20 protein-coding genes are annotated in these 21,395 nt (G+C 67.4%); 17 read left to right on the top strand and 3 right to left on the bottom strand.

The genetic code is table 11. The annotated features are described in order from the left end of the window. The first annotated feature begins 30 nt into the window (after window positions 1-30). From ACQPW1_RS37525 to ACQPW1_RS37515, 3 genes are all read left to right on the top strand, one after another. Window positions 31-1,323, top strand: a complete 1,293-nt coding sequence (locus tag ACQPW1_RS37525; RefSeq protein ID WP_433657263.1) for an NAD(P)/FAD-dependent oxidoreductase — start codon at window positions 31-33, stop codon at window positions 1,321-1,323. A 289-nt stretch (window positions 1,324-1,612) separates the two neighbouring features. Continuing rightward, window positions 1,613-2,491: a GNAT family N-acetyltransferase gene (locus ACQPW1_RS37520; RefSeq protein ID WP_433657261.1), complete on the top strand. Its 879-nt coding sequence runs from the start codon at window positions 1,613-1,615 to the stop codon at window positions 2,489-2,491. Continuing rightward, window positions 2,488-3,528: a lysophospholipid acyltransferase family protein gene (locus tag ACQPW1_RS37515; RefSeq protein WP_433657259.1), complete on the top strand. Its 1,041-nt coding sequence runs from the start codon at window positions 2,488-2,490 to the stop codon at window positions 3,526-3,528. The genes ACQPW1_RS37520 and ACQPW1_RS37515 overlap by 4 nt, the downstream gene beginning before the upstream one ends. A 65-nt stretch (window positions 3,529-3,593) precedes the next feature. Here ACQPW1_RS37515 and ACQPW1_RS37510 read toward each other — a convergent pair whose 3' ends face one another. After that, on the bottom strand, window positions 3,594-3,941 hold the full coding sequence (locus ACQPW1_RS37510) for a DoxX family protein (RefSeq protein ID WP_433657257.1): 348 nt from the start codon (window positions 3,939-3,941) through the stop codon (window positions 3,594-3,596). A 554-nt stretch (window positions 3,942-4,495) separates the two neighbouring features. Between ACQPW1_RS37510 and ACQPW1_RS37505 the strand changes: the two genes are divergently transcribed. From ACQPW1_RS37505 to ACQPW1_RS37465, 9 genes are all read left to right on the top strand, one after another. Next, window positions 4,496-4,768, top strand: a complete 273-nt coding sequence (locus ACQPW1_RS37505; protein WP_433657256.1) for a hypothetical protein — start codon at window positions 4,496-4,498, stop codon at window positions 4,766-4,768. Window positions 4,769-4,832: 64 nt separating this feature from the next. Then, window positions 4,833-6,293 (top strand): hypothetical protein, encoded by a 1,461-nt coding sequence (locus ACQPW1_RS37500; RefSeq protein ID WP_433657254.1) that lies wholly within the window; start codon window positions 4,833-4,835, stop codon window positions 6,291-6,293. A 96-nt stretch (window positions 6,294-6,389) separates the two neighbouring features. After that, window positions 6,390-7,556, top strand: coding sequence for a hypothetical protein (locus ACQPW1_RS37495; protein ID WP_433657253.1), 1,167 nt, complete (start codon window positions 6,390-6,392; stop codon window positions 7,554-7,556). A gap of 223 nt (window positions 7,557-7,779) precedes the next feature. Further along, window positions 7,780-9,009 (top strand): cysteine desulfurase family protein, encoded by a 1,230-nt coding sequence (locus ACQPW1_RS37490; protein ID WP_433657251.1) that lies wholly within the window; start codon window positions 7,780-7,782, stop codon window positions 9,007-9,009. Further along, the gene (gene mnmA, locus ACQPW1_RS37485) at window positions 9,009-10,124 is read left to right on the top strand and encodes a tRNA 2-thiouridine(34) synthase MnmA (RefSeq protein ID WP_433657249.1); all 1,116 of its coding nucleotides are present in this window, start codon (window positions 9,009-9,011) and stop codon (window positions 10,122-10,124) included. The genes ACQPW1_RS37490 and mnmA overlap by 1 nt, the downstream gene beginning before the upstream one ends. A 221-nt stretch (window positions 10,125-10,345) precedes the next feature. After that, the gene (locus ACQPW1_RS37480; protein WP_433665449.1) at window positions 10,346-11,380 is read left to right on the top strand and encodes a methionine synthase; all 1,035 of its coding nucleotides are present in this window, start codon (window positions 10,346-10,348) and stop codon (window positions 11,378-11,380) included. Between the two features lie 98 nt (window positions 11,381-11,478). After that, the gene (ligA, locus tag ACQPW1_RS37475; protein WP_433657247.1) at window positions 11,479-13,611 is read left to right on the top strand and encodes an NAD-dependent DNA ligase LigA; all 2,133 of its coding nucleotides are present in this window, start codon (window positions 11,479-11,481) and stop codon (window positions 13,609-13,611) included. 110 nt (window positions 13,612-13,721) lie between these two features. Next, complete coding sequence (locus ACQPW1_RS37470; protein WP_433657245.1) at window positions 13,722-14,417, top strand: SDR family oxidoreductase; 696 nt, start codon at window positions 13,722-13,724, stop codon at window positions 14,415-14,417. Then, the gene (locus tag ACQPW1_RS37465) at window positions 14,414-15,475 is read left to right on the top strand and encodes an S-adenosylmethionine:tRNA ribosyltransferase-isomerase (RefSeq protein WP_433657243.1); all 1,062 of its coding nucleotides are present in this window, start codon (window positions 14,414-14,416) and stop codon (window positions 15,473-15,475) included. Before ACQPW1_RS37470 ends, ACQPW1_RS37465 begins: the two co-directional genes overlap by 4 nt. On the opposite strand, the gene ACQPW1_RS37460 is transcribed toward ACQPW1_RS37465, so the two are convergent. Then, window positions 15,462-15,809 carry a hypothetical protein gene (locus tag ACQPW1_RS37460; protein WP_433657241.1) on the bottom strand — a complete coding sequence of 116 codons (348 nt, stop codon included), beginning with the start codon at window positions 15,807-15,809 and terminating at the stop codon, window positions 15,462-15,464. The two genes, ACQPW1_RS37465 and ACQPW1_RS37460, sit on opposite strands and share 14 nt — an antisense overlap. 241 nt (window positions 15,810-16,050) lie before the next feature. Here ACQPW1_RS37460 and ACQPW1_RS37455 point away from each other — a divergent pair, with 241 nt between their 5' ends. From ACQPW1_RS37455 to ACQPW1_RS37445, 3 genes are all read left to right on the top strand, one after another. After that, complete coding sequence (locus ACQPW1_RS37455; protein WP_433657239.1) at window positions 16,051-17,295, top strand: AAA family ATPase; 1,245 nt, start codon at window positions 16,051-16,053, stop codon at window positions 17,293-17,295. A gap of 49 nt (window positions 17,296-17,344) precedes the next feature. Beyond that, window positions 17,345-17,692: a hypothetical protein gene (locus tag ACQPW1_RS37450; RefSeq protein ID WP_433657238.1), complete on the top strand. Its 348-nt coding sequence runs from the start codon at window positions 17,345-17,347 to the stop codon at window positions 17,690-17,692. A gap of 66 nt (window positions 17,693-17,758) precedes the next feature. Beyond that, window positions 17,759-18,286 carry a GNAT family N-acetyltransferase gene (locus ACQPW1_RS37445; RefSeq protein ID WP_433657236.1) on the top strand — a complete coding sequence of 176 codons (528 nt, stop codon included), beginning with the start codon at window positions 17,759-17,761 and terminating at the stop codon, window positions 18,284-18,286. A 13-nt stretch (window positions 18,287-18,299) separates the two neighbouring features. Here ACQPW1_RS37445 and ACQPW1_RS37440 read toward each other — a convergent pair whose 3' ends face one another. Continuing rightward, window positions 18,300-18,950, bottom strand: a complete 651-nt coding sequence (locus ACQPW1_RS37440) for an amino acid-binding protein (RefSeq protein WP_433657234.1) — start codon at window positions 18,948-18,950, stop codon at window positions 18,300-18,302. 571 nt (window positions 18,951-19,521) lie between these two features. Here ACQPW1_RS37440 and gatC point away from each other — a divergent pair. Both gatC and gatA read left to right on the top strand, forming a co-directional pair. Then, window positions 19,522-19,821 carry an Asp-tRNA(Asn)/Glu-tRNA(Gln) amidotransferase subunit GatC gene (gatC, locus tag ACQPW1_RS37435; protein ID WP_364720128.1) on the top strand — a complete coding sequence of 100 codons (300 nt, stop codon included), beginning with the start codon at window positions 19,522-19,524 and terminating at the stop codon, window positions 19,819-19,821. Next, window positions 19,818-21,344: an Asp-tRNA(Asn)/Glu-tRNA(Gln) amidotransferase subunit GatA gene (gene gatA, locus ACQPW1_RS37430; protein ID WP_433657232.1), complete on the top strand. Its 1,527-nt coding sequence runs from the start codon at window positions 19,818-19,820 to the stop codon at window positions 21,342-21,344. Before gatC ends, gatA begins: the two co-directional genes overlap by 4 nt. Window positions 21,345-21,395 lie beyond the last annotated feature (51 nt).

The following is a 21,395-nucleotide window of genomic DNA, read 5'->3' as shown; positions in this document are numbered from 1 at the left end:
GACGGTTGGTAATGAGAGAAGGAGGCTGTCATGCAGTACGTGGATGCGGGAATCGAAACCGCGGGTGTCGTCATCGTCGGATCGGGGTTCGGCGGACTCTCCGCCGCCAAGCAACTTGCCAAGTCGGGTATCGATTACGTGCTGATCTCCAGCACGCCGGAGCACCTGTTCCAACCGTTGTTGTACCAGGTAGCGACCGGTGTGCTGGCATCGGAGGAGATTGCGCCGCCGATCGCCTCCATTCTGCGCCGCCACCGCGAGGCCGATGTGCGTCTCGGCAAGGTCGTGGCCATCGATCCCGACAAGGCGATCGTCACTTATGAGCAGAACGGCGAACAGCGCCGGATCCGGTACGGCTCGCTGATCGCCGCCACCGGCGCCAGCCAGTCCTACTTCGGCCGTGACGATTTCGCCGAGAAGACCTTCTCGCTCAAGACCATCGATGACGCGAAACTGCTTCGCGCGCAGATCCAGCGGGTCTTCGCCGAGGCCGCGGGCGCCGATGAAGAGACCAAGCGCAGGCTGCTGAGCTTCGTGGTGGTCGGGGCGGGCGCGACCGGCGTGGAGGTGGCCGGTCAGCTGAAGGAACTCGCGAAAAGGTACTACCACCAAGAAGTTTCGGTCACCCTCGTCGAGGGCGCGGGCGAGGTGCTGCCCCCGTTCGGCGGTGGACTGTCCGAGTACGCGAAGAAGTCGTTGACCCGCACCGGTGTCGACGTGCTGCTCGGCACCTTCGTCACCGACATCGAAGAGGGCAAGGTCACCGTCAAGGACAAGAGCGGCGTCGAACGCGGCATCGCGGCGGAGACGATCGTCTGGTCGGCGGGCGTGCAGGTCGGCGGGTTCGCGAAGGTCCTCGCGGAGGCCACCGGCGTCGAAACCGACCGCGCCGGAAGGCTGTTGATCAATCCGGACCTGACCGTCGGCGGCTACGCCGACATCTACGCGATCGGCGACATGACCTCACTGAACGGCTACCCCGGCCAGTCGCCGGTGGCGATGCAGGAGGGCAGGCACGCCGCCGACATCATTCGCCGAAAGAAGCAGGCGGGCACCGCGTTCAAGTACTGGGACAAGGGCAGCATGGCGGTGATCAGCCGGTTCAGCGCGGTGACCAAGCTGAACGACAAGATCACCTTCCGCGGCCTGATCGCCTGGTTCATGTGGCTCGCGGTGCACCTGTTCTACCTGGTCGGTTTCCGCAACCGCTTCGCCGCGGTCGCCTCCTGGCTGGTCGCCTTCATCGGCACCGGCCGCCCCGGCTTTGCCGAGGTCGAGAAGACGCCGCAGCGGGTGGGCGCAGAGGAACGTACGGCCGCTTGACCGGCGACTCGGGCCTGTCGAGCGCAACTTAACAACGCAACACGGACGCAACGAGAAGTCGCATCGCGAGAACCGCGCGATGCGACTTCTCGTTGTCGGCGTTTGTTCGAATCGTGTTCACGGACAAGGCTTCCAGCAGCCCAAGGACGCGTTTTCGGCGCGCTGACGCGAACATGGCGCGACGGTCCGGTGAACGCTCGGTGTGATCATCGTCTCGTTCATCGAACTTGCATCGCGGTGACACTTCGAAGTTGCTCCAGCGCAGTTTAGGGCTGGCTTCATCACAGGTATGACAGCATCGCTTAGCGATTCGATCAGGGGTGGCGGCCGGGCGGCGGGTGGGCCTATTACGTCCGTGTTGACAGCCCCGGCGCGCTCGACGGACTCCGGGGTGGAACGGTCACGGTACTCGCTGGTCGTCTCGTCCGACGCAGAGCACCGCGCGGCAGCACAGCGACTGCGCTACGGCGTGTTTGCGAGCGAGCCCGGGTTCCACATCCCCGACAACGGCACCGGCCTCGACGCCGACCGATTCGATGAGCACTGCGACCACCTGCTGGTCCGTGACGACCTGACCGAAGACTTCGTCGGTTGCTACCGGATGTTGCCGCCGGACAAGGTCGCCGCCGCGGGTGGTTACTACACGGCCACGGAATTCGATCTGTCCCAACTGGATCCGGAAGGCCGGCGGATCGTCGAGATGGGCCGCGCCTGCGTCGTGCCCGACCACCGCAACGGCTCGGTGCTGACCCTGATGTGGGCGGGCATCCTGCACTACATCCAGCTCACCGGCTACGACTGGGTGATGGGCTGCGTCTCGGTGCCGATGCAGGACAGCCCCGCCGACGAACCCGGCGTGAATGTGCGCGGCGTGCGCGACATGCTGCTCGGCAGGCACGCCTCGGATCCGGAACAGCGGGTGCACCCGATTCGCCCGGTGGTCGTCGACGGCAAGACCCTCGACGACATGACCCCGCCGGCCCGCCCCAAGCTGCCCCCGCTGCTGCGCGGCTACCTGCGCCTCGGCGCGGAGATCTGCGGCGAGCCCGCGCACGACCCGGACTTCGGGGTCGCCGACTTCGTCGCCATCCTCGGCCTCGACACCATCAACACCCGCTACCTGAACCGATTACAAGACGCCGCAGCGACTTTCGACGGGGGACGGTGAGGTCCGTGGTCTTCGACGCACCGCCCGCACAGGCCACCGCACACGCGTGGATGCCGTCGAGCCCGTGTGGGCCCGGCTGCATCGAGTCGATCGATCAGGTCGGCACCGGTCGGGTGATCGGTCGGCTGCTCGGCGTCGCCGGGCTGTTGATCAGCTTCCCGATGATGAATCTGGTTACGCCACAAGGCAAGCGCGAAGGTTTGCAGCGTGGGTACGCGCGGACACTGTTGAGTTGTCTGGGCATGGAATTGCGAATCGTCGATCGCCGGATCGACCCGAACGAGCGCGGTGCTGTCGATGAGGGCAGCACCGCGCCCGCCGTTTACGGGCCGTCCGGCACCGGGGTCATGGTCGTCGTCGGGCACATCGGCTGGACCGACATCGTCGCGCTCGCCGCGGTGCAGCCGCTCGGCTTCGTCGCCCGGGCCGACATGGTCGACTGGCCGGTGCTCGGCAAGCTGGCCACGCTGATGCGGGTCATCCCGATCGAACGGGAGAAGCTGCGCGCGCTGCCCGGTGTGGTGGCGCAGGTCGGCGCCAGGCTCACGGCAGGCGAGCGGATCGCGGTGTTCCCCGAGGGCACCACCTGGTGCGGTCGCGCGTACGGCAGCATGCGGCCCGCGCTGTTCCAGGCCGCGGTCGATACCGCGACCCCGGTCCAGCCGGTGCGGTTGCGCTACCTGGACCGGCACGGGGTCCAGTGCACGGTCCCCGGCTTCGTCGGCGAGGACACCTTCGCCTCGTCCGCCCGCCGGGTGCTGCGCTCGCGCGGCATGGTCGCCGAAGTGGTGCTCGAAACTGTCGAGCAGCCGGGCACCGATCGACGTGATCTGGCCCGCCGCTGCGAGGCCGCGATCCGCGGCGCGGAACTGTCGCGGCACGGTGTGCTCGACGCCACGGTGTGGATCGAGGCGGGCAACACCCGGGTCCAGGACCCATCGGTCGCCTCCGATGCACCGGAGGTCCGCAGGCCACCCCGTCGTCTCCGGCCCATGTTGCGTGGCCGCAGCCGCCGGGTCGAAACCGTCAGCGGATAAGCAGGCACGAACAGCAAACAGCCGCAGGCAATTGCCTGCGGCTGCTTTGCGTAGTCCTGTCCGAGCTACCGGGCGAGTTGCAGCGCCAGGGTGGCGGCCGCCGGAACCAGGTACAGCACCGGGAAGATCGCAGTCTGGTACGAGCGTGCCCGAATTGCCGTGGCCGACGCGCCGACGAAGTACGCGATCAAGCACACCGCGGCCGCGATCCCGATGGCAGGCACGAAGAACCCGACGATCAGACCGAGCGCCCCGGCCGACTTGGCCAGCGCCAGCCAGTTCCACCACGACCGCGGCACCCCGTACTGCTCGAGCGGCTCGACAACGAACTGCTTCTGCGCGGCCAGCGAGTAGCCCGAGAACCCGATCCACAGGGCAGCGAGCACACCGACGATGTAGTAAGCGACGTTCATTGGAGCATCCTTTGTTCTGTCAGCAGCTTGTCTGCCTGGTTGCCTGGATGACGACGCAGCCCGCTCGGGTGTGACATCCACACCGGGCCGGCCAGCCGAATGAGACGCACGTCTCGTCGGCGCTGTATCCGGCTCCCCAGTGGCGATGACCGAATGCTCCCCAATCGATTCACCGGTACCGTCCAGATGGCATGACAACGTCAATGTTGTCCGGCATGCAGGAATTACTTACTGGGGGAGGGGAATCGGTCGATGCTTTCCTAAAGGGAATTCCCCAGAACTGAGTTGTACCGCGTCGGTATGTCCGAGCGCCTTTCTCGTGCCTGTCGGCACCGTGTCCGAGTCCGCTGGGATGTCTTGTCAATGCAGTCTTCTCGCCCGTTCCGACGGGCGTCGATGCGGCGTGCGACGAATGAATGTGTCGAAACCGCCTCGTTCTCATATTGATTCGATCTGTTCAATGGGAGGGGTCCACAGATGAAGCGACCATCGAGTCCGCGCCTGCTACCTGATCGACCGGCCGCGAGGGCATTTCTGCTGACCGGCATTGTGATTTGCGCGCTCACGTCGGCGGTCCCGGCGGCCATGGGCGACCCGACCCCCACACCGACCAGCCCCACGGCACCGGTGACAACGTCTACACCGAAGCCGACAACCCCTGTTTCGCCTGCACCGTCGCCCGCGCGGGCTCCAACGACCACGCCGACGACTCCTCCGACGTCGAGGTTAGCGAATCCGGCCACACCATCGGCCACCACAACCTCGGTGCCGCCTGCCCGGTCGAATTCACCGGAACCGGTGGCTTGTGCGCCGCAGGATCGAGGTAAGCAGCGCAAGCCCGAAAAGTGGTCTCCGACAAAGAATCCGAACAAGAAGCTGGTACCAGGCCAGATGCGCTCGGACTGCGAGAAGGTTCCTGACGGGTTCACCAAGGAACAGGCGGATAAAGCCGAGATCATGGAGGCCGCGGCGCAGAACAAGGAGTCGCGGACCCCGGGCGGAGAACCGCGACTGATGGTCGAACCGGGCTGCCAGGTGTATTGGCCCGCACCGTATGAGGTGTGTGGCGCCATTCGTGACAAGTACAACGAACTCGGCGGCCCGAACAGTTTCCTACTCTGGCCGACCACCAACGAGCTCACCAATCCCGACGGCTTCGGCAAACGGTCGGTCTTCCAGAACGGGCCGATCTACTGGTCCGCCGACAGCGGAGCGCATCCGGTGGCGAATCACTTCTTCGCCGCCTGGCAGCGCAACGGCTGGGAAGCGGGGCCACTGCACTATCCGACCAGCGACGAGATCGTCAATCCTGATGGCATCGGCCGACGGCAAGAGTTTCAGGGCGGCACCATCTACTGGAAGCTCAACGAGGCCCACTACGTCGCCGGTGCGATCCGCGACAAGTGGGGCGAAACCGGTTGGGAAGGCGGCTGGCTCGGCTACCCGATCACCGACGAGACCGGCACCGCGGTCGGCGGCGGCCGTTTCAACCGGTTCGAGCGCGGCGTCATCTACTGGTCGGGATCAAGCGGCGCGCACCCAGTGACCGGAGGTGTACTCGATAAGTGGGGTAAGGCCGGTTACGAGGGTGGTAGCTTCGGCTTCCCGACCGGTGATCAAACTAGCCGCGACGGTAATGTGACTGTGGAGCAACAGTTTCAAGGTGGCCTGATCACCGCACCCGGTCCCTACGCGGTCGAACTCGCTCGCCTCAATCCTGGGACGACAGGTGAGCAGATGATCGCAGAGGCGCAGCGGGTCGCGGCGGAGACATCCGCTTCGGTCATCGCGGTCCTGCAGGACGTGGTCAGCGGGTCGCATCAGGACCTGCCGCTCAGTGCGATTTCGGACCCGGTCGGCGGTGACCGGCAGCTCCTGCCGGACGCGCGGGTGGCCGGAGATCTCTTCTTCGCCGACGCCGCTACGGCGGGCGTCAACCACGGGCACAACGGGTTGTTCGTGACAAGGGTGCAGACCATGGAAGCGCTGGACCCTGAGCGGGGCGTGAAGCTCATCAACAATCCAACCGCCGAACCCGACGGCAGCCCCCGCAAGATCTACAAGCCCAAGCTGATGTCGGTCAATACGACTCCGGAGGTCCGTGCGCTGGCCATCGATTTCGCGCGGAACCAAGAAGGCAAGGCGTACAACAGCAACTTCGCCTTCAACAAAGGCAAGATCTGGGACGACCGCTACAACTGCTCACAACTGCTGTGGGCCGCGTATCGAGCGGCGTCGGTATCGCCGAAGGTCGATTTGGACGAGGCCGCCGATGATCCGACAGAACACACCCCCACCGCGATCTTCCCAAGAGAAATCCTCAAGTCGAAGTGGGTTACCCCGTATCCGTAATCTCGGATAGTTGCCGAGGGCCCGGTGCACTGCACCGGGCCCTCCCGGGTCCGTAGCTGCTTTCGCTCACTACCAACGGGATAGGTTCGATCAGGCATGGTGCAGACGGTCAGAGTGGCGCGGGCGATGGCGTTGGCCGCGTTGTTGGTTACGGTGTCGTGCGGTGCGCGCGACGATGACTCGGATCGTGAACTAGAGCGGCTGCCGGAGGCCGCCTTCGGGGCGGTATCGGTAGGTCCGTCCCTGCTCAAGGGCGTCAACGACCGCGACCGAACATCTGTATTCGTCTTCGACGACAACGGCTCGTTGCTCGGCAAGGTGACCGGAACGGCGATCTATGCCAACAAGGTTCTGGCGGCGAAGTCCCGGATCGTCACGGCGTCTTCACGCAAGCTCGCCACGCTGACCGCCGCATCGCGCGTCGAAACACCCATCGACTACGAGGACATCATCGAGACCGCGGTCAACGACCCGGCCAGCGGTGCGGCCACGATGTGGTTCAACAGTGGCGCGGACAACGGACGGTATCTCAACAAGTACGCGATGGTTCGTGCTGATGGCAGCTCTGGGACGGGGTCGGTGACGGGGCATGTCCGATCCGCGACCTACTGCGGGGAACGTTCCTTCGCTCTCGTGCAGGAATCGCTGATCGGCACCACCGGCCCCGCGACCAAGAACTGGTTGTACGAACTCGACGGACACGGTGAACCGGTAGTTCGAGGCCAGTGGGAACATTCGCAAGAGGTCTTTCCGGCCAGTCGGATGTCGGTGTGCGCCGGGGACGGGCAGACGATCTTCTCGCTCTACAGCTCCCCCGAGGCGCGGGAGGACGCAGCCAGCGGGCCAGCGTTGACACTGGTTCGCAACCACGTCACCGACGGAACCCGCACACAGACGCCGCTCGAGATGGCCGGATTCAACGAGCAGGTCCGGGGCGACTCGATGACCCTGGCCGACGGAAAGATCCTGTGGATCAACGGCGATGGAGAGATTCTGTCGGTTCCGATCGACGGGTCCGCGGCGGTGCAACGCGAATGGCGACTTCCGGGCTGGGGGGACAAGACCATGGCCTCTGTGGCCGACAACACGGTCTCGGTCATCGACTTCCGCGGTCGGCCGACCTTTGCTCAATACGATCTCCGGGCCGGCACCCGAACCAAAGGCCCGGTCGAGCTGCCGTGGCTGGAGTCGACGATCGGCGCGGACACCGAGAGTAGAAAGAACGTCTACTCCGTCTCCGATATCGCGGCGATCCCCCGATAGGCGAACCGCCCACCCCTGGACCGCACGGTGGCCGTTCCCGTAGGCGCATGCCCAGGAAGGACCCGCGGCGGCTGCGGCACTGCCCGTCGGGGCGCCATTACGGCGGGGCCTGCGGGAATACGGCAAGGCGGTCAGTGGGTTACGTCTGCTAGCTGGAATTCGTGGAAATCGGGGGGATCCCCCCAAGAAGCGCAGGTCAACGGTGGGATAGGCTTTATCGGTCATGAAGGCGGGTTTCTCGGGTCCGGTCCACGGTGCGGCGGCCCATACGGTCTACCTCGATCATGCGGCCACCACTCCGATGTTCTCTGCCGCCATCGAGGCGATGACGGCTGCTCTAGGCGTGGCAGGCAACGCGTCGTCGCTGCACGGCTCGGGTCGCGCCGCCCGGCGCACCCTCGAAGAGGCGCGCGAGTCGATCGCCGCCGATCTGGGCGCCCGGCCCTCGGAGGTCATCTTCACCTCCGGCGGGACCGAGAGCGACAATCTGGCGGTCAAGGGCATCTACTGGGCCCGCCGCGACGCCGACCCGCGCCGGACCAGGATCATCGTCAGCTCGGTCGAACATCACGCGGTGATCGACGCGGTCGAATGGCTGGAGAAGCACGAGGGTGCCAGGGTGACCTGGCTGCCGGTCGACGCCGAGGGCGTCGTCTCGCCGCGCACGCTGCGCGCCGCGCTGACCGCCAACCCCGACGACGTCGCGCTGGTGACCATCATGTGGGCCAACAACGAGGTCGGCAGCATCCAGCCGATCGGTGAATTGGCCGCTGTGGCACAGGAATTCGGCGTCCCCATGCACAGCGACGCGGTACAGGCCGCGGCCCAGCTGCCGATCGACTTCGCCGCGAGCGGGTTGTCCGCGGCCAGCTTCGCCGGGCACAAGGTCGGCGGGCCGCACGGGATCGGCCTGTTGCTGCTCGGCAGGCAGGTGCCGTGTGTGCCGCTGCTGCACGGCGGCGGACACGAACGCGACCTGCGCTCCGGCACCTCGGATACCGCGGCCGCGGTCGGCCTGTCCACCGCGCTGCACCAGACCGCGATCGAACTGCCAACGCGCACCGCCGAATTGACCGCGCTGCGGGACGCGCTGATCGACGGCGTGCTGGCCATCGAACCGGACGCGGTGCTCAACGGCGCGCCCGGCGACCGGCGACTGCCCGGCAACGTGCACTTCACTTTCCCCGGCTGCGAAGGCGATTCGCTGCTGATGCTGCTGGACGCGGCCGGGATCGAATGTTCGACCGGCTCGGCCTGCACCGCGGGTGTGGCGTCGCCGAGTCACGTGTTGCTCGCGATGGGTGTCGAACAGTGGCAGGCCCGCGGGTCGCTGCGATTTTCGTTGGGGCACACCTCGACTCGCGCCGATGTGGACGCGCTGTTGGGTGTCTTGCCCCAGGTTGTGGATCGGGCCAGGGCTGCGGGTCTGGCCGGTGCGAAGGGAGGTGTTTGATGCGAGTACTTGCCGCGATGAGTGGTGGTGTTGATTCGGCAGTGGCGGCGGCACGTGCTGTCGACGCTGGTCACGAGGTGGTGGGCGTGCATCTGGCGCTGTCCGCGTCGCCGGGCACATTGCGCACCGGGTCGCGTGGCTGCTGCTCGAAGGAGGACGCGGGCGACGCTCGACGGGCCGCCGACATGCTCGGCATCCCGTTCTACGTCTGGGATTTCGCCGATCGCTTCAAGGAAGACGTGATCGACGATTTCGTCGCCGCCTACGCGGCCGGCGAGACGCCGAACCCGTGCCTGCGCTGCAATGAGAAGATCAAGTTCTCCGCGCTGGCGGATCGCGCGCTGGCGCTCGGCTTCGACGCCGTGGTCACCGGTCACTACGCGCGGCTCGACGACGGCGTGCTGCGCCGGGCCGTCGACGCCGACAAGGACCAGTCCTACGTGCTCGCCGTGCTGAACGCGCAGCAGCTGTCGCGCGCCATGTTCCCGGTCGGCGACACCCCGAAGCCGCGCATTCGCGAAGAGGCCGCCGAGCGTGGCCTGGCCGTCGCGAACAAGCCGGACAGCCACGACATCTGCTTCATCCCGTCCGGCGACACCCAGGCCTTCCTCGGCGCGAAGATCGGCATCCGGCCCGGCGCCGTGGTCGATGCCGATGGTCAGAAGCTCGCGGAACACGAAGGCGTGCACGGGTTCACGATCGGTCAGCGCAAGGGGCTCGGGCTGCCCGGCCCGGCCGCCGACGGCAAGCCGCGCTACGTGACCGGCATCGATCCCGACTCCGGCACCGTCCGGGTCGGCTCGGTCGAGGATCTGCAGGTGTGGACCATCGAGGCGGAGCGGGCGATCTGGACCTCCGGCGCCGCACCGGACGGGCCGATCGAGTGCGTCGTGCAGGTGCGCGCGCACGGCGGCACCGCACCGGCGGTCGCCGAGGCGGTCGGCGACGGGCTGTCCGTCCGCCTGCGCGAGCCGTTGACCGGTGTCGCGCGCGGCCAGGCGGTCGTGCTGTATCGCCCGGATGAGCTGGGCGATCTGGTGATCGGCAGCGGAACCATCTCCGGTACCGGTAGCGCGGCGATCGGCACCGAGGCGGAGTCCGCCGCCACGCGGTGAGCCGGGCCCGCGCACCGATGTGCGAGGGTTACCCCGAGACCGACTGACGCGCCGGATCATGCCTGGTCGGCGGATCTGCTTGCCGCGCACACTGATCGGACCGCCATGCGCACAACGATCGACCGACGGAGCGGACAACGGTGTACCAGAACGCGAAAGGCCCAGAAATCGACCGAGCGAGCGACGCCGCGGACCAGCCGGTAACCGGCGCGCCGAGCGGATTGCGCGGCGGGATCGCGACCGGCGTCGGTTCCTGGCCGGGCACCGATCCCCGCGAGGCCGCCACCACCGTGCTCGGCGAACTGCCGGATCTGCCACACCTGGTGGAACTTCCGGGGCGTGGTCCGGGCGCGGACATGATCGGCCGGATGTCGGCGCTGCTGGTCGACATGCGATTCGACACCACCACGCGGGGATATCGGCTGGCACCGCGCCCCGGCGGGTTGTCACGCCGGGCTCGTGACCTGCTCCGCGGCGATCTCGACGCACTCGAAGAGGCCTGGGAGACAGCCGGTTTGGCGAGCTCCGGCCGCCCGATCAAGTTGCAGGTGGCCGGTCCGTTGACGCTCGCGGCGCAGGTCGAACTGCCCAACGGACATCTGGCGATCACCGATTCCGGTGCGCTGCGTGATCTTTCGGATTCCCTCGCCGAGGGCCTGGTGAACCATGTCGCCGAGATCCGTAAGCGGCTCGGCGCGGAAGTCGTTCTGCAACTGGACGAACCGTCGCTGACCGCCGTACTCGAGGGTTCCTTGAGCGCCGTCAGCATGCTGGACAGCGTCCACGCGATGCCCGAACCCGAAGCGCTCACCATCCTGGATGCGCTGATCGCGACCCAGTCCGCACCGGTGCTGATCCACAGCTGCGCCGAACCGCCCGCGCTCGCCTTCCTGCGCGGAAGCACGGCCGCCGCAATCGGATTCGACATCGCCACGATCGGCACCCGCGAACTCGACAACATCGGCGAAATCCTCGACGCCGGCAAACATCTGGTACTCGGCCTGGTCCCGACTACCGCGCCCGCCACACCGCCGACGTGGCGTGACATCGCCGAACCAGGGGTTCGGTTGATCGACCGCCTCGGCTTCGCACGCACCACCCTGGCCACTCAGGTCCTGGTCAGCCCTGCCTGCGGGCTCGGCAACGCATCGCTCACGTGGGCCCGCAAAGCCGTCAGCCTGGCTTCCGAGGTCGCCCGCGCCTACGCCGAAGACCCCGAGTCGCTCACCTTCGAGGAGCCGTCGGGGATCGCCTGACGCTCGCGTAGTCGTCGCGGCCCAGCCCCGACAATCGGTGCGGCGACGTGCGCGAACACTGCCATGAGATGTCGGTGGGCTCCGCTAATGTGCGTTGGGTGAGTGACAGCGGTGCGGTGAACAATGACGCGAGCGCGGCGACCCCGGCAACGGCGGAGCAGCGCGTCGAGTGGCAGCGACTGGCGGACGAGGTGCGCGAGCATCAGTTCCGCTACTACGTGCGGGACGCACCGATCATCACCGACGGTGAGTTCGACACGCTGCTGCGGCAATTGCAGGCGCTGGAGGAGCAGCATCCCGATCTGCTCACCCCGGATTCGCCGACGCAGTTGGTCGGCGGCGGGTTCGCCACCGACTTCACCGCGGTCGACCACCTCGAGCGGATGTTGTCGCTGGACAACGTGTTCGACTTCGACGAGCTGCGCACCTGGGCCACCCGGGTCGAGGTCGAGACCGGATCCGATCTGCACTATCTGTGCGAGGTGAAGATCGACGGTGTCGCGCTGAACCTGGTCTACGAGAACGGGCGGCTGGTGCGCGGCGCCACCCGCGGCGACGGGCGCACCGGCGAGGACGTCACGCTCAACGCGCGCACCATCGAAGACATCCCCGGCGAGCTGACACCCACCGACGAATTCCCCATCCCGACGCTGCTCGAGGTGCGCGGCGAGGCGTACATGCGGCTAGAGGATTTCGAGACGCTCAACGCGTCGATCGTGGCCGAAGGCAAACCGCCGTACGCCAATCCGCGCAATACCGCGGCGGGCTCGCTCCGGCAGAAGGACCCGTCGGTCACCGCGCGCCGCAGGCTGCGGATGATCTGCCACGGATTCGGTCGCATCGAGGGCTACGCTCCGGCCTCGCAGCACGAGGCCTACCGCGCGCTGGCCGCGTGGGGTCTGCCGGTGTCCGACCACACCAAGCTGGTGCAGGGCATCGACGCCGTGATCGAGCGCGTCGAGTACTGGGGCGTGCACCGGCACGATATCGAGCACGAGATCGACGGCCAGGTGATCAAGGTCGACGAGATGGCGCTGCAGCGTCGCCTCGGCTCCACCTCGCGGGCCCCGCGCTGGGCGATCGCCTACAAGTACCCGCCGGAAGAGGCGACGACCAAGCTGCTGAACATCGAGGTGAATGTCGGTCGCACCGGCCGGGTCACCCCGTTCGCGGTGATGGAACCGGTCTCCATCGCGGGCTCGACGGTCGCGATGGCCACGCTGCACAACGCCTCCGAGGTCAAGCGCAAGGGCGTGCTGATCGGCGATACGGTCACCATCCGCAAGGCGGGCGACGTGATCCCGGAGGTGCTCGGCCCGGTGGTCGACGCGCGCACCGGCGATGAGCGTGAGTTCGTGATGCCGACGCATTGCCCGGAGTGCGGCACCGAATTGGCGCCGCAGAAGGAGGGCGACGCCGACATTCGCTGCCCCAACCAGCAGTTCTGTCCGGCGCAGCTGCGGGAGCGGGTGTTCCATGTCGCCGGTCGCGGCGCCTTCGACATCGAATCGCTCGGCTACGAGGCCGCCATCGATCTGCTGAAGTCGGGCGCGATCACCGACGAGGGTGACCTGTTCGACCTCGACGAGGCGACGCTACTCACCACCACGCTGTTCGCCAACAAGAACGGCGGACTGTCCGCCAACGGCAAACGGCTGCTGGAGAACCTGGAGGCGGCGAAGAGCCAACCGCTGTGGCGGGTGCTCGTCGCGCTGTCCATCCGGCATGTCGGCCCCACCGCCGCTCGGGTGCTTGCTCGTGAATTCGGCAGCCTGGACCGGATCCAGGAGGCCTCGTCGGAGGAACTGGCCGCCGCCGACGGCGTCGGCCCGACCATCGCGGCCGCGGTCGCGGAATGGTTCACCGTCAACTGGCATCACGAGATCGTGGACAAGTGGCGCGACGCGGGCGTGCGGATGGCCGACGAACGCGACGAGTCGATCGAGCGCACCCTGGAAGGCCTGTCGATCGTGGTGACCGGCTCGCTGGAAGGGTTCTCCCGCGACGGCGCCAAGGAGGCGATCCTGATTCGCGGCGGAAAGGCCGCGGGGTCGGTGTCGAAGAAGACCGCGTTCGTGGTGATCGGTGACTCGCCGGGGACCAAAGCCGCGAAGGCAGAAGAACTCGGCGTACCGATTCTCGACGAAGACGGGTTCCGGTTGCTGCTGGAGTCAGGGCCGGAGGCGGTGACGCCCGCTGCGGCGAGCGAGGATGCCGAAGCGGAAGACTAAGCGCGCGGCCGATATTCGACGAGCGTTATGTGCTGTCGGCGAACAGTGCTTGACCTGAACTTCACTTCAGGTATGAGGATGGATCGGTAGGCAACTACCAGGAGGTTCTCATGGCTCGTCCCACCGCACTGATTACCGGCGCGTCCGCCGGATTCGGGCTGGCGCTCACGCGCGCACTCGTCCAACGCGGGTGGCGAGTGATCGGCACCGGCCGACGGGCCGACCGGCTGGCGCGGGTGTCCGATGAACTCGGCGCCGCGTTCATCGCGATTCCCGGCGATGTGACCGACCCGGCCCATCGCGCGCTGCTCGCCGAAACGGCAAGGAGCGCCGGGGAACTCGCGTTGATCGTGAACAACGCGAGCAGGCTCGGGCCCAGTCCGCTCGCCAAGCTCGCCGACTATCCGCTCGACGAGCTCGAACTGGTCTACCGTACGAATGTGCTCGGCCCGCTCGCGGTATTGCAGTTCGCGCTGCCGCTGCTGGCACCGGGCGGCAGCGTGGTGAACATCAGCTCCGACGCCGCGATCGAGCCGTATCCCGAATGGGGCGGCTACGGTTCGTCGAAGGCGGCGCTCGATCAGCTCACCGCGATACTGGGCGCCGAGCATCCGGAGCTGTCGATCTACGCGTTCGATCCCGGTGACATGCGGACCGAGATGCACCAGGCGGCCTTCCCCGGTAACGACATCGCCGACCGGCCGGAACCGGACACCGTGGTGCCCGCGCTGCTGCGGTTGTTGCACGAGAAACCGAAGAACGCACGTTATGCCGCAGCCGATTTCGCGGTGGGGCACGCCTCATGACGGTCACGCTGGCGCAGCGCTCGTTCGTCCTGCCGCCCGAACGCAATGCCGTCGCCCCGCCGGAGGCGCGCGGGTTGGCCCGCGACGAGGTCCGGCTGCTCGTTGCCGGAGAACGCCTAACGCACGCGCAATTCCGCGAACTGCCGCGGCACCTGACACCGGGTGACCTTGTGGTGGTGAACAACTCGGCGACGCTAGCCGCGGCGATCGACGGCCGGATGAACGGCAAGCCGATCGCCCTGCACTTCGCGACGTGGCTGGACGACGGCAGCTGGGTGGTGGAGGTCCGCACCACCGCGCGCACTCCCTATCCGGCAGCAGAGCTTTCGGCAGGGATGATCGTTCAGCTGCCGGAGGGCGCGCGAGCCACGCTCCGCGAACCCTGGCTGGCCGGTGCGCGTCGTCTGTGGGTCGTCGACGTCACCGCTGATCCGCGTTGCCTGCTGGACGTTTACGGCTACCCGATCACCTATTCCTATGTGCCGCAACGATGGTCCGCGTGCTACTACTCGACCGTCTTCGGCCGCATCCCGGGCAGTGCGGAAATGCCCAGCGCGGCAAGGCCGTTCACCGAACGGCTGGTCCTCGATCTGATTGCCGCCGGTGTCGGGATCGCACCGATCACCTTGCATACCGGGGTGTCCTCACCGGAAGCAGGTGAACCCCCGAGTCCGGAACGCTTCGCCGTCTCGGATTCGACCGCCCGCGCGGTGAACGACACAAAGGCTGCGGGCGGGCGCATCATCGCCGTCGGCACCACGGTGACCAGGGCTCTTGAGACCGCTGCCGACCCGTCGGGTCGGGTTCATGCGGCGCGCGGCTGGACCGAGCTCGTCCTCGGCGACGATCGCCCAGCTCACGTAGTCGACGGCCTGATCACCGGCTGGCACGCGCCCGGCGCTTCACACCTGGACCTGCTGGTCGCGGTGGCGGGGGAGGCTACCGTCCACGAGGCCTATTCGGCGGCGTTGGACACGGGGTATCTCTGGCACGAGTTCGGCGACAGCGCCCTGCTGCTGCGCGCGAAAGCGCCTGCCGCAGTGTTCAGTTCGGCGTGACCGTGACGGTGGCGCCCTGTTGGCCGGAGATCTCGAATCGCCCGCAGCGACCATTGCTCAGTTCGAGCCGGGTGGTGACGGTCTTCTTCCTGGAGTTCAGGTAGGTGGCCTCGGCGACGACATCGGCCCCCGTCATCGAGCACACCTTCGCGATCTTCTGGGTGCTGTAGTCCGCACTGCCCGTCTGGCACGAGGGGTCGGCGTTGGCGAAGAAGATGCGCGCGGTGCCGTCCGCACAGGTGTCGGCGACGGCCTGCGGCGCGACGACCACTATTGACCCCAGGCCGATGGCGGCGGCGACGGAGCTTCGGAATACGAGACGACGAACCGTCATACCTATCGTTACCCATCAGTTTCGAACGTTTCCAGCAATAACGGCACACGAACAAGTCGTGGCGTCCAGCATGCTAACCCGTAACCAGCGTCTTTGTCGGGGGATCGGCGCGCACCAGCCACTGACGCTCACCCCATGTGCATTCGCTATGAATCCCTATCGGACCTGTTTGCGCGGCCTGCGGTACCCACCGGTAAGCCCTGGTGTCGCGGCGTGGCGGCGGGGACGAAAGGATGGCGGGATGCTGCGCAGTTTTCAGGTGACGAATCACAGATCGCTGGCCGAGGGGCAGGAATTGCGGTTGACCAAGGGGGGTGGACCGGTCGCGGTGCCGGTGACCGCCATCCACGGTGCCGCCGCGGCGGGCAAGACGAACCTGATCGACGCGCTCGGCCAGATGCGCGACGCGGTGCTGCACTCGGTCACCGGCTGGGATCCGTACGCCGGACCGGCCCGCGCACCGCACCTCGGATTCCCGGACCGCCCATCGGAATTCGTCGCGGGCTTCGTCGCCGAAGGAGTGCCGTACACCTACGGCTTCCGCCTCGACAACGCCGACGTGACGGCCGAGTGGCTCTACACCCAGCCGCGCTCGCGCAAGCGAATCGTGTTCGAGCGCAACGGCGAACAGATCAAGATCGGGCCGATGTTCGAGGCGGCGCGCTACGGGATCGCCGCGCTGGTGCCGCTGGTGCGGCCGAATGCGTTGCTGCTCAGCCTCGCCGGACAGATGTACGCCGACGCGCTGGTGCCCGCCTACCGCTGGTTCGAGTCGATGCTGGAGGTGCAGCTCGGTCCGGCCGACCCGGCCGCCATCGCGCACCGGCTCGGCGGTCACATCTCCCGGTCGCCGGAGAACGCCGCGCGCCTGCTCATGCTGCTGCGCACCGCCGAGCTCGGCATCACCGATCTGCTGATCGCCGAGAACGATCCGATGTACGCGGACTACCTGCGTGACCTGGACGCCGACATCGCCGCGCTCGGCAAGCAGATCGAACTCTGTGCCACCTCGCCCGACTTCGCCGATCGGCTGCTGGAGGAGAACGGCTTCACTCCGATGCTGCTGGAGCGTGAGCTGACCAACCTGAAGGCCGCCAGGGACGCGTTGTACGCGCGGATGGTGGCCCGGCGCGGTGTCGGCCTCGGCCTGGTGCACGACGGCATCGCCAACCCGTTCGACATCACCGACGAATCCGCCGCGACCCAGTCGCTGCTGCGCGTGCTGCCGACCATGCTGGACGCCCTCGACTCCGGTCGTGTTCTCGCCATCGACGACATCGGTGCGCACCTGCCCGCCGAGGAGACCGACCGCCTGATCCAGCTGTTCCAGAACCCGGAAACCAATTCCCATGGCGCCCAACTGATCTACACGACGAACAATCGCGCCCTGATCGATCGCGGCAACGGGCGCTCCTCGCGCACCCGCAGCGTGGTCTGGCAGGTCCGCCGGACCGAGCACGGCACCAGCGAGCTCGCCACGGTGTAGCGACCGGCGGGTGTCCGGGTTCGGCCGCCGGGCGCAATAGCATGGGCACATGCTGGAGTTCGGAATGCTGCTGATCATGATCGTCGCCCTGGTCGGGGTGGTCGCGGTCTATCTGCGCGGCCGCGGCGGCTTTCGGACCGCGCACCCGGAGACCGGCACGCTCTACATCACCGGCGTGAGCCCGCGGCCGGACGACGTGGCCGGCGAGCAGTTCGTGACCATCACCGGCAACGTGACCGGCCCGACCGTGCAGGGCGCCCTCGTCTACGGCCGCTTCGCCTGGGACGTCAACGCGTGGCCGTCGATCGGTGATCTCATCACCGTCGCCTATCCGGCGGGCAAGCCGGAGCGCTGGCAGATCGTGTCTCCCGGCGGCCACCCGAGTCTCGGCTCCTGACCTGCGGGTCTTCGTCGAGGCAGGTGTGACGTAGACCGTGCTACGTCGAATGGCACGATGCCAGGTATGGATGCGAAGGCTGGTATCGGTGCCGAGAACACGGGGTTGGTGATCCGGTCAGCCCGTCCGGACGAGTACGCGGCGATCGGTGAGCTCACCGTCGAGGTCTATGTCGGCGACGGCTTCGTCCGCGCGGACACCCCTTACGCGGCCGAGCTGGCCGACACCGCGCATCGCGGCGCGTCCGCACAACTCCTGGTGGCGACGCACGCCGATCGGATCGTCGGCTCGCTCACCGTCGCCCGCCCCGGCACCCCCTACGCGGAGATCGCGCGCCCCGGCGAACTCGAGTTCCGCATGCTCGCCGTATCGAAGACGGCGCGCGGTCTCGGCGCGGGAACCGCGTTGGTACGCACCGTGATCGACATCGCGAAGGCCGAAGGGTTCAACGCGGTAGCCCTAACCACGATGCCCGCCATGACCGATGCCCGCCGCATCTACGACCGCTTCGGTTTCATCCCCACCCCCGACCGCGACTGGCACACTCCCGCAGGCGAACTCCTGACGGTTCTCCGCCTAGACCTGGAGGGCTGACACCCGCGAACCGTCAGCCGAGGACGGTGGCGACGATTCCGGCGAGGTAGCCGAGGCGGGCGACTTCCGACGGGCGGAAGTCGGGGCCGCCGGGGCGGCCGAGCAGGAGCACCTTGCCGGTGTTGCCGAGGGGTGCGGCGGCGAGTTTGGTGTCCATGTCGCGCCAGATCTCCGGGACCCAGTCGGATTCGGGGTCGAGGATGGCGGGCTTCTCCAGCGGCATCCACGGCGCCGAACCCGCTTGTGTCTCCGGCGCACTCGGGCTGCCGACCACGCGGTAGGCGCCCTGCGGGCCCATGTCGATGATGGTGCTCCAGCCGACGCGCAGCACCCGGGGCGCGCCGTCGACGAGTACCTGCAGCCGGTCGTCCTTGGCGCTGGCGACCTGGTCGATGAGTTCGAGTTCGCGATGGGTGTCCAGCACGCCGGAGTACGGGCGGATGGAGTCGACGCGCACGTCGCCGATCGATTCGGCGGCGGTGATCAGGGTGTCGGGCAGCGCGCCCTGCGGCACCTCGACGACGAGGTCGTCGACCGCGAATCCGGCGCCGCGTTCCACCACGTCCAGCGAGAGAATATCGGCGCCGACGGAGCCCAGTGCGAGCGCGAGGGCACCGAGGCTTCCCGGTCGATCCGGAAGTTGCACGCGGAGCAGATACGACACGTGCGTTCCTTTCCTAGGGCGGCCGAGGCTCTCAACGGATACCCGGGTCACGCAATACTTACACCCCCGCGCCCCAGTAATCGACTCGAAGTACGGCCAGTGATGTACGCCACGCGGCGATTTCGTGACAATACGGCGTGTCGAGCTAGTTGGGAAAACCGTGTCGTCGAACCGGATCGACCGAATCAGTGCCGTGCGCGGCGGCACAAGCCTACCGCCGGGGTCGGACATGAGTGGTGGGTGTCGCGCTGTTGTGGCTAGGCTGCGCCCGATATGCGATGTTCGACCGGATCGTCTGTATTCCTTTGTGTCCCTGCGGCACGATCGCACTGAGCAGAGAACTTGCGGCGGGTCTCGCGCTGTTGTGACCGGGCTGCATCCGATCGGACACGCGGCGTCCCATCGGGATCGCTTTGCGGCCGTGCGACGTGATCCCGTCGGGTGCAGACATGGGCGGCCGGTGTCGCGCTGTTGCCGGTGGCTAGGCTGTACGGGTTGCGTTGCCTGTAGGCAATTCCGTTCCGGAGACGCAATCCGAACTGTTGAAACCAAAGCCGAAAGGGGTCCCGCGGTGCCCGCCATCTCCCGTGACGAGGTAGCACACCTCGCCCGGCTGTCCCGGCTCGCGCTGTCCGAAGCCGAACTGGATCAGTTCGCCGGTCAGCTGGATTCGATCCTGAGCCACGTGCGGACCATTTCCGAGGTCGCCGCCGCCGATGTCCCGGCCACCGCGTCGCCGAACCCGACGACGAACGTGACCCGACCCGACGTGGTCGTGCCTTGCCTCACCCCGGAGCAGGCGCTGTCCGGCGCCCCCGCGGCCGAGGAGCAGAAGTTCGTGGTTCCGCAGATCCTGGGGGAGTCCCAATGAGTGAAGCATCGCGCAGCGATTCCGTGGGGGGCGGTGGTCGGGAGACGGCTGGGCGCGATTTGACCACGCTGTCTGCGGCCGAGCTGGCCGACAAGATCCACGGCGGCGAGGTGTCCTCGGTCGAGGTCACCCGGGCGCATCTGGATCGGATCGCCGCGGTCGACGGCGAGTACCACGCGTTCCTGCACGTGGCGGGGGAGCAGGCGCTCGAGGCCGCGGCCGCGGTGGATGCCGCGATCGGCTCCGGTGCCGCGCCCGCGTCGCCGCTGGCCGGAGTTCCGTTGGCGCTCAAGGACGTTTTCACCACCACGGACATGCCGACCACCTGTGGATCGAAGATCCTCGAAGGCTGGGTATCGCCCTATGACGCGACGCTGACCACCCGGTTGCGCGCGGCGGGCATCCCGATCCTCGGCAAGACCAACATGGACGAGTTCGCCATGGGCTCCTCCACCGAGAACTCCGCCTACGGTCCGACCCGCAACCCGTGGGACGTCACCCGCATCCCGGGCGGCTCCGGCGGCGGTTCCGCGGCCGCGCTCGCCTCGAACCAGGCGCCGCTGGCTATCGGTACCGACACCGGCGGGTCGATCCGCCAGCCCGCCGCGGTGACCGCGACCGTCGGCACCAAGCCGACCTACGGCACGGTCTCCCGCTACGGTCTGGTCGCTTGCGCATCCTCGCTGGATCAGGGCGGCCCCTGCGGGCGGACGGTGCTGGACACCGCGCTGCTGCACGAGGTGATCGCCGGGTACGACCCGCGCGACTCCACCTCGCGCAACGTGCCGGTCCCGCCGGTCGTCGCCGCGGCGCGCGAAGGCGCCAAGGGCGACCTGAGCGGCGTGAAAGTCGGTGTGGTGAAGGAACTTCACTCCGACAGCTACCAGCCGGGTGTGCTCGAATCCTTCGACGCCGCCGTCGCGGTGCTGAAGGAACTCGGCGCCGAGGTGATCGAAGTGTCTTGTCCGCACTTCGAATACGGCCTGCCCGCCTACTACCTGGTGATGCCGTCCGAGGTGTCCTCGAACCTCGCGCGCTTCGACGCGATGCGCTACGGCCTGCGCGTCGGCGACGACGGTTCGCACAGCGCCGAGCAGGTCATGGCGGCCACCCGCGCCGCCGGCTTCGGCCCGGAAGTCAAGCGCCGCATCATGATCGGCACCTACGCGCTGTCCGCCGGTTACTACGACGAGTACTACGGCCAAGCGCTGAAGGTCCGCACGCTGATCGCGCGCGACTTCGACAAGGCCTACGAGCAGGTCGACGTGCTGGTCTCGCCGACAAGCCCGTTCACGCCGTGGAAGCTGGGCGAGAAGGTCGACGACCCGCTGGCCATGTACCTGTCCGACCTGTGCACCCTGCCCACCAACCTGGCCGGCCACCCCGCCATGTCGGTGCCGTCGGGCCTGAGCAAGGACGACGGCCTGCCGGTCGGCTTCCAGATCATGGCCCCGGCCTTGGCCGACGATCGCCTGTACCGCGTCGGCGCGGCCTACGAAGCAGCCCGCGGCCCCATCGCCTGACCGTTAGGCGAACTCCGCACCCCCGCTTGGGACTTCGCACACCGACCAGCT

The organism is Nocardia sp. CA-128927, from assembly GCF_050955855.1.
GTDB lineage: Bacteria > Actinomycetota > Actinomycetes > Mycobacteriales > Mycobacteriaceae > Nocardia.
Note: the sequence above shows the minus strand (reverse complement) of the source record. Positions and strands in the feature narration are given on the sequence as shown.